This is a genomic window from Peptoniphilus mikwangii, from assembly GCF_000468535.1.
Classification (GTDB): Bacteria; Bacillota; Clostridia; order Tissierellales; family Peptoniphilaceae; genus Anaerosphaera; species Anaerosphaera mikwangii.
The window spans coordinates 448,029-460,470 of the sequence record NZ_AUQY01000005.1 but is presented as its reverse complement, the minus strand read 5'-3'; the positions used below and the strand labels follow the sequence as shown (position 1 = coordinate 460,470).

The 12,442-nt window shown below is 32.2% G+C and carries 8 protein-coding genes; all 8 read right to left on the bottom strand.

The features are described 5' to 3' along the window. Nucleotides 1-16: 16 nt before the first annotated feature. Nucleotides 17-1,027 (bottom strand): electron transfer flavoprotein subunit alpha/FixB family protein, encoded by a 1,011-nt coding sequence (locus M915_RS07135; RefSeq protein ID WP_009221773.1) that lies wholly within the window; start codon nucleotides 1,025-1,027, stop codon nucleotides 17-19. Between the two features lie 18 nt (nucleotides 1,028-1,045). Further along, the gene (locus tag M915_RS07130; protein WP_009221772.1) at nucleotides 1,046-1,840 is read right to left on the bottom strand and encodes an electron transfer flavoprotein subunit beta/FixA family protein; all 795 of its coding nucleotides are present in this window, start codon (nucleotides 1,838-1,840) and stop codon (nucleotides 1,046-1,048) included. A gap of 14 nt (nucleotides 1,841-1,854) precedes the next feature. Further along, nucleotides 1,855-2,997 (bottom strand): acyl-CoA dehydrogenase, encoded by a 1,143-nt coding sequence (locus M915_RS07125; protein WP_009221771.1) that lies wholly within the window; start codon nucleotides 2,995-2,997, stop codon nucleotides 1,855-1,857. 197 nt (nucleotides 2,998-3,194) lie between these two features. Then, nucleotides 3,195-6,455, bottom strand: coding sequence for a stalk domain-containing protein (locus tag M915_RS07335; protein WP_051259816.1), 3,261 nt, complete (start codon nucleotides 6,453-6,455; stop codon nucleotides 3,195-3,197). A 155-nt stretch (nucleotides 6,456-6,610) separates the two neighbouring features. After that, nucleotides 6,611-9,190, bottom strand: coding sequence for an ATP-dependent chaperone ClpB (gene clpB, locus M915_RS07115; RefSeq protein WP_036730619.1), 2,580 nt, complete (start codon nucleotides 9,188-9,190; stop codon nucleotides 6,611-6,613). A gap of 12 nt (nucleotides 9,191-9,202) precedes the next feature. Further along, complete coding sequence (locus M915_RS07110) at nucleotides 9,203-10,117, bottom strand: DnaJ C-terminal domain-containing protein (protein WP_009221767.1); 915 nt, start codon at nucleotides 10,115-10,117, stop codon at nucleotides 9,203-9,205. Between the two features lie 216 nt (nucleotides 10,118-10,333). Continuing rightward, nucleotides 10,334-10,828, bottom strand: a complete 495-nt coding sequence (locus tag M915_RS07105) for a hypothetical protein (RefSeq protein WP_050747982.1) — start codon at nucleotides 10,826-10,828, stop codon at nucleotides 10,334-10,336. A gap of 24 nt (nucleotides 10,829-10,852) precedes the next feature. Then, nucleotides 10,853-12,382 carry a Na+/H+ antiporter NhaC gene (nhaC, locus tag M915_RS07100; RefSeq protein WP_009221765.1) on the bottom strand — a complete coding sequence of 510 codons (1,530 nt, stop codon included), beginning with the start codon at nucleotides 12,380-12,382 and terminating at the stop codon, nucleotides 10,853-10,855. Nucleotides 12,383-12,442: the final 60 nt, after the last annotated feature.

Here is a 12,442-nt window from a genome sequence, read left to right as displayed (position 1 = left end):
AAGCGTTTTTTAATTATTAATTTATTTCAGCTTTAATAGCTTTTTCTCTTTCAATAGCTTCAGTAAGTTTTGGAACTATTGCGTTTATATCTCCAACTACTCCAAGAGTTGCAACATCAAATATAGGTGCATCTTCTGTTTTGTTTACTGCTATAATTATGTCTGATTCTTCCATACCTGCTAAATGTTGAATAGCTCCTGATATACCTAATGCAAAATATAATTCAGGTCTTACAGTCTTACCTGTTTGTCCAACTTGACGATCTTTTGTTATCCAACCTGCATCAACTGCCGCTCTTGAAGATGAAACTTCAGCTTCAAGTGTATTTGCAAGACTTTCAAGCATCTTAAATCCTTCTGGTCCGCCAAGTCCACGTCCGCCTGATACAAGAATGTTTGCCTCTGTAATATCTTTTTTCTTAGATTTGCTCTTTATAATTTCCTTTACAGTAACGTTCATATCTTCAGGAACAAATTCTATTTTCTTTTCCACCACTTCACCGGTTCTTGAAGCATCACTGCTAAGTGACTGCATTACGCCGGGTCTTACTGTTGCCATTTGTGGACGATGATTTTCACATAAAATTGTAGCCATTAAATTTCCACCAAATGCAGGACGAGTCATCATAAGATTTTTTGACTCAGGATCTATTTCAAGCTTTGTACAGTCAGCTGTAAGTCCTGTATGGATTCTTGCTGCCAATCTTGGTGCTAAATCACGACCTATTGAAGTTGCTCCATAAATTACTATTTCAGGATCATTTTCTTTAATAATTTCAAATATTGCTTTCGCATAAGGCTCAGTTACATATTCCTTTAGCATAGGATCTTCAACATAAATTACCTTGTCTGCTCCATGCTTTATTAAAATATTAGCTTCATCTTTAATCTTTTCTCCAAGAAGCATTGCAACTACTTTTTGATCAAGAGCATCAGCAAGCTCTCTTGCCTTACCTAAAAGTTCTATACCTACTTTTTGTAGCGTATTATCTCTTTGTTCTATAAATACAAATACATCTTTGCTCATTTATCACACGCTCCTTACTTAGATAATATATTTTTCTTGAAGCTTAGCCACAATTGCTTGTGCCGCTTCATCAGCTGTAAGATTTGTTAAAAGAACTCCTTCTCCCTTTCCTTGTTTTGGGAAAGATTTTTTAACTTTTGTCGGAGAGCCTTTAAGTCCTATATTAGCTAAATCTAACTTATCTTTTATATCCTCTAAGCCCCAAACAGTTATTTCTTTTTTATAAGCATCAAAAATTCTGCCTATTGTCATATATCTTGGAGCACCAAGTTCTGCAATAGCTGTGATTACACATGGCATTTTTACTTCTATGATGTGATATCTGTCTTCATATTGTCTCTTAACTATTACCTTATCTCCATCAATTTTAATATCTTCCGCATAAGTTACTTGAGGAAGCCCTAAGTGTTCTGCAGTTTGTGGTCCTACTTGCGCTGTATCTCCATCTATTGCTTGACGTCCTGTTATTATTAAATCATATTCCAAATGTTCTAATGCTCCTGCGATTGTGCATGAAGTAGCCCAAGTATCAGCGCCTCCAAATGCTCTATCTGTTACAAGGATAGCTTCATCAGCACCCATTGCAAGTGCTTCTCTAAGAGCTGCTTCAGCTTGTGGAGGTCCCATTGATAATACTGTAACTGTAGTATTTTCAGGATCCATATCTTTAATTTGAAGAGCAGCCTCTAAGCCTGATTTATCGTCCGGATTTATTATACTTGGAACTCCGTCTCTTATAAGTGTATTAGTTACAGGATCAAGTCTAACTTCATTAGTATCCGGAACTTGCTTTATACAAACAACTATTTTCATTTCCTTACCTCCGATTATTTTACGCCCATCCAATTTGAAATTACCATTCTCATTACTTCAGAAGTTCCTTCGTAAATTTCGGTAATTTTAGCATCTCTCATCATTCTTTCAATAGGATAATCTCTTGTATATCCGTATCCACCAAATAATTGTAGACAACGTCTTGTTACATCGGAAGCTGTTTCAGCAGCAAATAGTTTTGCCATTGCAGCAGCATGAGAATATGCTTCACCATTATATTTCATATCAGCAGCTCTATATACTAGTAATTGAGCAGCATCTGTCTTTGCCTTCATATCAGCTAATTGGAATTGAGTGTTTTGGAATTGAGATAATCTCTTTCCAAATTGCTTTCTTTCCTTTACATATACAACAGTTTCATCAATAGCACCTTCTGCAATACCAAGTGCTTGAGAAGCTATTCCTATACGTCCTCCGTCAAGAGTCTTCATTGCTATACCAAAACCTTTACCTTCACGACCAAGTAAATTTTCCTTAGGGATTCTGCAATTTTCAAATATTAATTCACAAGTAGATGAACCTCTGATTCCCATTTTATCTTCAGGTTCTCCAACTCTAAATCCCGGAGTGCCTCTTTCAACAATAAAAGCCGAGATACCTCTAGTTCCCTTTGACTTATCAGTCATCGCTATTATTATAAATGTGTCTGCAAATCCTGCATTTGTTATAAAAATTTTAGTACCGTTAAGTATATATTCATCTCCGTCAAGAACAGCTGTTGTTTGTTGTCCTGCCGCATCTGTTCCTGCACCCGGTTCAGTTAATCCGAATGCTCCGATTTTTCTTCCGCTTAGTAAATCGGGTAAGTATTTTTTCTTTTGTTCCTCAGTACCATTTTCATAGATTGGAGCTGCACATAATGAAGTATGTGCTGAAACTATAACACCTGTTGTAGCACATTTCTTAGAAAGCTCTTCAACTGCCATTGCATATGCTAAATAATCTGCACCTTGTCCACCATATTCCTTTGGAAATGGAATACCAAAGAATCCATATCTTGCTAATTTCTTAACATTTTCCATTGGAACGTTTTCTGTTGCATCTGTCTCTTGAGCTACGGGCTTAACTTCATTTTCTGCGAATGCACGATACATTTGTTGTAATAGAAGGTGTTCCTTATCCATTCTAAAATCCATTCTAAAATCCCCCTTACATTTTATTACTCATAGTTATAATACTGTTAATTCTATAACATACCATACACAAATATTATATCATTTGTTAAAATTTAATCAAGTATTCTTTTAAATTTACACTTTAATTTAATTAAATTTTAAGAGTAGCTTTTATAATAAAAGCTACTCTTAAAACTTTTTCTTCAATCTGTTAATCATTATATAGAAATGGTAATTTTTCTTTCTTCTCCATTCCACATAATATTTTTATTTGTATCTATTGCTTCTATTCCCTCAGATAGTCCCAATGCTCTTGCTATTGATGCTATAGGTAGCATTATTCTTCCACTTACTATTTCAGGTTTATTATCAAGTATAAACTTTTCGCCATTTACTACCATTTCATTTCCATCTATTTGTATCAAGCATATATTTTTTCCGTCAGTAAAACTTGCTGTCCTTGTATCTTTATTCCACGTTACAGTATACCCTAATGCTTCTGCCACATATCTTAACGACAACATCGTCCTATCATTTTTTATATATGGCGCTACATCCATTGTTATTGTTTTTATTGTTCCGTTATTATTTATGGTCATTTCCTTACTGCCTATTTTTAGGATACTTGTTATATTTTTATTTTGGACATTATTTATAATAGTAGCATCATTCTTATAATTTGTCCTTTCTGTTTTATCCTTATATTCTTTCGTATCTCGTTCATTTAATATTGCATATATTGAAACATCATATTCAGGCATTATAAAAAATGTGCTTGAATTATATTTATTATCTAATTTTACATTTGAATCCCAACATGAAAATCTGTGATCTATAGCAGATATTTCAACTTTATCTCCTTTTTTATACTGACCGCTTCCTGTCCCTCCTATTACGTTTACCCTATATTCTTTCAACGGTTCCGGCATCGGATCATTAGATTTAACATATACCATATCCCCATTTTCTATTGATGTCATATTTGCAAGCTCAACCTTTATTATAGGTTTTAATATTACAGCATCACTTGGTATTTTATCAATTTTAATTGTATATGTGCCATTATTATTATTTTTAAGTGTATAATTTTCTAGAGGAACTTCCTGTTTTTCATACTTTGGAGTCGCTCCGGATACTGCATCAGACTTTCCTTTTGAATTATATTGAGTCTCAGTTATATAATTTAAATATAATTTTCTATTTCCCGATTGTTCTAAATCTCTAACAGCAGTTTTAATTATAATTTCTCCATTTTTTACTACAGTATAAAATTTTTCATTATCTTTATTTTGATATGATCTTTCTCCTAAAACTTCAAAATCCGCCTTTATCTCTTTAGCGAGCTTTGCAAAACTTCCCTTTTGTTTTTTTCCTTCAGAATTAATAAAAGTTGGCATTTTTTGCATTTTATCCAATTCTTCCGGAGTTATATCTTTATTTTCTTTCGCAAGTAAATTTCTTGCAAGTTCAATATGCTCGTTAAATGCTTCTATTGCTGCTTTATTATTATCTGTTCCAATTCCTTCTTCTTTAAGCACACTTTCTTTTATTGAATCGACATACCCTCTTAATATTTCCTTTGCCAATATAATTTCAGGATTAATTTCAACAATTTTCCCAACTGCATCTCTCATAGCTTCATGAATGCCTCTACTACTATATGTAGCACCCGAAACTACATCAATTCCCAATTCATTTTTAGGTTCAGACTTTTTTGTCAACTCAAAATTTAAAATCTGGTCTTTATTCTTATCTTTATACAATTTAAATAAAGACTTTGACCTATTATAACGTTTTAAATTTTGACCTTTTACATTAGTTCCATTGTCTTCTACTAAAGTTACTTTTCCATCTCTCACTCTGACTTTTAGCTTTATTAAATATTTAAATCTGGGACATTTAGCTTCTCCCTCATATAAATCATCATTTTCAAAATTTTGTTGAAGATTTGAAACTGCATTTTCTAAAGCATCTTTATTTTTTTCTATCTCACTTTTTAATGAAGAAATTTCACTTAAAATTTGTTTCTTTTTTTCGTTTATTAACTCAATTGTTTCCAATGCATCAATTTCATTTTTCACATCAGATTTAATTTTATCACAATCGCATAGATTTATATTATTTTCAGCTTTTTTAAGTTCTACTTTTAAATTATCTACAGAATCTTTTGTATATTCTATTTCATTTTGAATTTTGCTTTTTGAATCACCAACTAAGTTTCTCAACTCTTCAACAATAGATTTTAATTGTCCAACCGATTCATTAATCTCATTAATTGCAGTCTCTCTAACACTATTAATATCATCTTGAGGAACACTCGGTGCAGGAACTTTTCCTATAGCATTTCTGATTGCATTATGAATTGTTTTACTACTTACTGTCGAACCTGAAACAACATCTATACCCAATTCATTTTGAGCCTCTCCATATCTAGGATTAGTCAACTCAAAATTTAAAATTTGTTCTATAGACTTATCTCTATATCTATCAAATATCGGTAATGCTCCCTTATAGTATTTCTCATTTTTATAAGCTTTCCCGATAAATTCGGTTCCATCGTCTTCAACAATTGAAATTTTACCATCTTTTACCGATATTCTAACTTTTACTATATAAGAACGCTTAACTTTTCCTTCATCTGTTCTTACACATTCAGCACTTCCTCTGTACCACTCAGTATCATTCGGTATAGGTTCAGAACTATTGCCGGATTTTACTATATAATTTTCATTACTACTTACTAATACAGGTTTTGTAATATCCATAGGATATAGAATTACTTTTCCTCCTGAAGAACCCGGATTATCTTCAAACGCTTCTTCTCCTATTTCTTTTAAAGTATTTGGAATATTTATATCCGAAAGTCGATTATGTTTAAATGCTTTTTTCTCGATACTTTCTAATATACTATTTTCTTCAAATATAATTTTTGATAATTCACAATCATAAAAAGAATATTTTCCTATAATTCTAACACTCGCAGGAATTTTTATTTCTTTAATATCATTAAAACTAAAAGCATCTTCATCAATAATTTCAATTGTATTAGGAAATGTTACAGATTTAATTCCTTTTCCATATTTTGCTTTTTTTGCACCGAATGCCCTATATCCAATCTTAGTAATCGATTGTCCGTCAGGGTTTGCATTTGGCAGAATTAGATTTTTATTTTTTCTTATCTTTAATCTTCCACTATCTGATAAACCTGTTAAGGTTGTTCCCTCATACTCAAAATCATCAACTTTCCAAATAGAAAAGTCAACATTTTCATATGTTTCATAGCTTTCATCAATTTTTTTCTCATCTGCATAAGCGCTATTTAATTCTCTATTTTCAAAAAGCTTATCTTCAGCATTTTCTGTAAAATTGTCTGAATTATTTTCAATTTCCTCCGCAAAAACATTACTCACAGGTCCAAAATATGATATGAACATAAATAATGAAAGCCCCACACAAATTTTCTTACTAAAGTGTTTCATTTAAACCTCCCGTTAATTAATATCATTTATTAGTATATACCTTTTAAAAAATATCAGTTTTTTATTTTATATGTACTATCATACAATTTTGAAAATATATTCTTTATATAATAAAAAATAGTCGACAAATTAATTTGTCGACTATTTTTTTCATTCTATTCAGCTAAAAGATATAATTCGTCATTCTTTACATCTATGAATACTGTTTTATTTTCAGATATTTCTCCTTTAATAATCATCTTAGATATTTCAGTCTCAATATTCGATTGAATAAATCTCTTAACAGGTCTTGCACCATATACTACATTATATGCCTTATTTAAGATTAAATTTAAAGCTTGTTCTGTTATCTTTATCTTAATATTTCTTTCTTTAAGTCTATTTTCAATATCTAAAATATTTACTTTTATTATTTTATAAATTTGTTCTCTATCAAGAGGCTTAAACATTACTATCTCATCAATTCTGTTTAAAAACTCAGGTCTAAACTTAATTTTCATTTCATTTTCTACGAGTTGTCTTGCTTCTTCTCTTATTTGACCTTTATCATCTATTCCTTCAAGCAAATAAGACGAACCTATATTTGAAGTCATAATTATTACAGTATTCTTAAAATCAACTGTCCTACCTTGATTATCAGTAAGTCTACCATCATCGAGTACTTGAAGTAATATATTAAATACATCAGGATGAGCTTTTTCTATTTCATCAAACAGTATTACCGAATATGGTTTTCTTCTAACTGCCTCTGTTAACTGTCCTCCTTCATCATATCCGACATATCCCGGAGGAGAACCTACAAGTCTTGATACTGAATGCTTTTCCATATATTCACTCATATCAATTCTTATCATATTTCTTTCATCATCAAAAAGACTTTCTGTAAGTGCCTTTGCTGTTTCTGTTTTTCCAACTCCTGTAGGTCCTAAAAATATAAATGAACCTATAGGTCTATTTTCACTCTTCAGTCCGGCTCTTGCCCTTAAAACTGCATTTGATACTGCCTCCACCGCTTCATCTTGACCGATTACTCTTTCATGTAAAATATCCGATAAATTTAAAAGCTTATCTCTTTGTGATTGATTCAATTTTTCTACCGGAATTCCGGTCCAACGAGATACTACTTGTGCTATTTCATCTTCATTTACTTCTTCTTTAACCATTCTATCTTCATTTTTTGCCTTTTCTTCCTCTAATTTAAGCTCTTCTTCAAGTTTAGGAAGTTCTCCGTACTTCAAGACTGACAATTTTTCAAGATTATAGTTTCTTTCAGCCTCTTCTATTAAATGCTTTGTATCATCTATCTTTGTTTTTATTTCCTTGACTCTGTCAATTTCCTTCTTTTCACTTTCCCATTGAGCTTTTAATTTATCAAAACTTGCCTTTTCTTCTGATAATTCTGCTTCTAAATCCTTAAGTCTGCGCTTTGAAGCATCATCTGTTTCTTTTTTCAATGCTTCTCGCTCAATTTCGAGCTGTAATATATGTCTTCTTACATCATCAATTTCTGTTGGCATAGAATCAATTTCCGTCCTTAGCATTGCACATGATTCATCCATTAAATCTATCGCTTTGTCAGGCAAAAATCTATCTGAAATATATCTGTTCGAAAGAGTTGCTGCAGCTATTACAGCAGAATCTGAAATTCTTATTCCATGATATATTTCGTATTTTTCTTTAAGACCTCTTAAAATTGAAATTGTATCTTCAACTGTAGGTTCCGAAACCATTACCTTTTGAAATCTTCTTTCAAGTGCAGGATCCTTTTCTATATATTTTCTGTATTCGTCAAGTGTAGTTGCTCCTATTGCATGAAGTTCTCCTCTTGCAAGCATAGGTTTTAAAAGATTTGATGCATCCATAGCACCCTCTGTCTTTCCGGCTCCAACTATATTATGAATTTCATCTATAAACATCAATATTTCGCCACTGCTCTTTTCAACTTCTGAAAGAACAGCTTTAAGTCTTTCTTCAAATTCTCCACGATACTTGGCACCTGCAACTAAAGCTCCCATATCAAGAGAAAATATAATTTTATTTTTTAATCCTTCAGGTACATCTCCATTTACAATTCTCTGAGCAAGACCTTCAACTATTGCTGTCTTACCTACACCCGGTTCTCCTATAAGTACCGGATTATTTTTAGTTCTTCTCGAAAGTATTCTAATTACATTTCGTATTTCTTCGTCTCTTCCTATTACAGGATCCATTTTTCCCGTTTTAGCTTCCTTAGTCAAATCTCTTCCATATTTTTCAAGAGCATCATAAGTATCTTCCGGATTATCTGTTCTCACGTGTTGATTTCCTCTAATTTTCTTTAATGCCTCTAAAAAGCTTTCTCTGTTTAAATGATACTTTGAAAAAATCTCTGATGATTTATTATTTTTCATACTTAAAATTGCAAGATAAATATGCTCAACCGATACATAATCATCTCCAAATTGTGCTGCTATTTTTTCAGCATCTTCCAAAATTTTTCCAAATTCTCTTGATGGATAATTATTTCCGCCACTTTGTTTAGGAAGTCTTGATATGATATTTTGGATATCATTTAAAACTATATCAGATGATATTCCCATATACTTTAACACTCTTGGAATTAATCCATCTTTATCTTGAAGAAGAGCTGCGTTTAAATGTATATCTTCAATTTGTGGATTTCCATTTTGTATTGCTATACTTTGTGCAGCTTGTACTGCCTCAATTGATTTTTGCGTAAATTTTTCTAAATTCATAACTCATACCCCTCATTCTAAAGTTTTACTCAACTTTTCATATAATTTTATTTGTTCTTCAGTAAGTTCATTAGGATTTACAATGTTAAACTTAACATATAAATCTCCCGATGAACCTTTTAAATCTTTGAATCCCTTACCCGGTATTCTCATTTTTGTTCCGCCCTTAAAATTTTTAGGAACCCCTATTTTTATCTTTCCGCTTAAAGTTTCTACTACAACCTTATCTCCCAATGCAGCTTGCCATGGATATATATCTTGTTCCTTAGTTATATTAAGGCCATCTAATATTTCATTTGTCATAGTATATACCTCTATCTTAAATAAAATATCTCCCGGAACTCCATATTTCTCTCCCGCTACTTTTATCTTTTTTCCTGGTGTTATACCTGATGGAATTTTTACATCCATTTCTATATTTTTCCCGTTAAGTGAAAGTGCAACATGCTTTGTTACACCGGTATATGCTTCTTTTAATGATATATTTAATTCGGTATCAAATTTTTGTCTTACAGTAGATTTTTTTCTCTTTGACCTTCTTCCGCCCATATCAAATAAATCGGATATATTAAATCCTCCTTGACTTTTCCCTCCGTTTGATGAACCGAAAAACATTTCAAAAAAGTCAGAAAAATCTCCGCTTCCTCCACTTGTAGTATAAGTATATCCATACTGAGAAGGATCAAAATTTGCTCCATTTGTAAAATCATAACTTGAACCGAAAGTATCATACTTTTTCTTTTTTTCAGGATCTGATAAAACCTCATAGGCTTCATTTATTTCTTTAAATTTTTCTTGTGCTTTTTCATCTCCGTTATTCAAATCCGGATGATATTTTTTTGCAAGTTTTCTATATGATGATTTAATTTCTTTTGCACTGGCATTCTTATCAACGCCTAATATTTCATAGTAATCTCTATATTTCAATTTTAATCCCTTTCCTAAATTTTATTTTTTTGACCTTCTTTGACCTTATTTAATTATACAGCTTTTATTTATGTTTTGCAATAGTCTGTAAAAAATTTTTTTCTATTAAACTTTTATGTATTCTCTATTAATTTTTTAATAATATACAAAATAAAAGTCACACCAATTTCTCAGCGTGACTTTAATTTATAAGTTTTTCAAAATGAAACTCTTCTGTTATTTTTTCTTTGATTTAGCTGCAGCATGTTTTCTCTTTTCATCTTCCGCATCATATATTTTTATTTCAGGATTTAAAGACTTCGCCATTTGAATTATGGCATTTTTGTCTCTCTTATCAAAAAATAACCTTTTACTGCGATCACCTTTTGAAAAATAGATTGCAATAATTTCAGGATAATCTATGTTCTTTTCATGAGTTAGTGCAAAAATATCTTTCCACTCCCAAAGTTCATAGTGCTTCATTATTTTCATATCATAAAATATTTCAAGCCCTCTATTCGTAACTGCAACATATTTTATCATCAATAATGCTAAAGCATACAACACTCCAAATACTAAAGAAATTTTATATTTTGTTGTAAAACCGCTAATAATTAATATAGCAGTCATTATCCAGCCGCCTGCTATTACCCAATCTTTTCTGGGTTTAATCTCCCTGTTTGTATATATGGGAGAATCAATAGACGCCCAAGGAAGTTTGTCTAATTTCACTTTGATTTCCTCTTTCAATTATAATTAAGCAACTTTTGGAGCTTTTCCTGCTGCACGTAGTGCTTCAAGATTCTTAACTGCTTTTTCATGTGCTTCTGCAGGAGCAGCCGCAACTTTCTTCATAGTTGTCTTTCCAAATAGATTTGTATATGCTCCGTCAGCCCAGAATATGTTACGTCCAAGCATAGCTGTTATTGCAGCATAAATTGGGTTTAGTAAGTTTACAAATGCATATGGGAAGTAAACAAACGGACTCATTCCTAAAACTCCCATTTGGTAAGCACCACAAGCTGTCCATGGGAACATAGGGCTCCATAGAGTACCTGCATCCTCAAGTGTTCTTGAAAGCATATTTCTTGAAAGTCCTAATTCATCATATTTGTCAACATATAGAGGAGCCGGAACACCTATTCCTAAGAATTGGTCACACATTGCAGCGTCACAGAATACTGAAGTTGCTAAAGTAACTAGGATTAAAGAACCAACGCCATGAATTTTTTCTTTTACTCCGCCGAATAATCTTTCAACACTTCCGCAACGTTCAAGTGCTCCACCATAAGATACTGCAAGTAAAATAAGGTTTATAGTCCACATTTGATGGTCCATACCACCCTTTGCAAGAGCTTTATCTACAAATGCATTACCTGTTTCGATTCCAGGACCATAGTGAAGAACATCAAACATACTTCCGATAGTTCCGCCACCTTGGAATATATAAGCGAATAGTACACCTGTAGCAACTGAAATCATAACTCCCGGTAGTCCAGGAACTCTAAGAATACATACTACTATTACGACTAAAATTGGCAATAATAGTAATGGAGTAAGATTAAAGTTTTCAGCAAGTGCTTCTTGTATTCCTGATGCAATAGTCGGATCATAATTAGATGGGTCAATATTCATTCCTAATATACTGTATATAACTAAAGAAATTAAGAATACAGGACCTGTTGTTGAAACCATTGCTGTTACGTGGTCAAATAATCCGGTATTTGAAACTGCTGCTGCTAAGTTTGTAGTATCAGATAGTGGAGAAAATTTGTCTCCTACATAAGCTCCTGATATAACCATACCTGCAGTTAAAGCAGGATTAATTCCAAGACCTGCACCGATTGTTAAAAACGCAATCCCGATTGTAGCTGTTGCAGTCCAAGAAGAACCACAAGCAAGACCTACAACTGCACATAGTATACATCCTACAGGAAGAAATAGCTTTGGAGTTAGAAGGTCAAGTCCGTAATAAATAAGTGCAGGAATAGTACCTGAAATCATGAAAGATGATACTAAAAGACCAACTGTACAAAGTATTAATATAGCTTCCAAAGATGCACTTAGACGTTCAATCATACCTGAAACCATATCAGGGAAATCATGTCCGCAAAGAGCTCCGATAATACATGCAACTGATATAGCAACTATTAAAGGCATATGTGCTGCATCGTAGCCACTGTCTGTAGCAAAAACGTAAATCATTAGTCCTACCATTACTATAATAGGTATTATAGCTTCAAAAAAACTCGGTAGTCTAACACTTCTCTTCTTTCCATTTGTCATAGAAATCATTCATCCTTTCTTTGTTAATTAAATATTTAAACAAATCAACTAAGAATCTGC

Excerpts from the sequence above, each read along its gene's own strand:
- M915_RS07125 (WP_009221771.1), bottom strand. The coding sequence starts at position 2,997 with ATGGATTTTAGAATGGATAAGGAACACCTTCTATTACAACAAATGTAT.
- clpB (WP_036730619.1), bottom strand. The coding sequence starts at position 9,190 with ATGAATTTAGAAAAATTTACGCAAAAATCAATTGAGGCAGTACAAGCT.
- M915_RS07130 (WP_009221772.1), bottom strand. The coding sequence starts at position 1,840 with ATGAAAATAGTTGTTTGTATAAAGCAAGTTCCGGATACTAATGAAGTT.
- M915_RS07335 (WP_051259816.1), bottom strand. The coding sequence starts at position 6,455 with ATGAAACACTTTAGTAAGAAAATTTGTGTGGGGCTTTCATTATTTATG.
- M915_RS07135 (WP_009221773.1), bottom strand. The coding sequence starts at position 1,027 with ATGAGCAAAGATGTATTTGTATTTATAGAACAAAGAGATAATACGCTA.
- nhaC (WP_009221765.1), bottom strand. The coding sequence starts at position 12,382 with ATGACAAATGGAAAGAAGAGAAGTGTTAGACTACCGAGTTTTTTTGAA.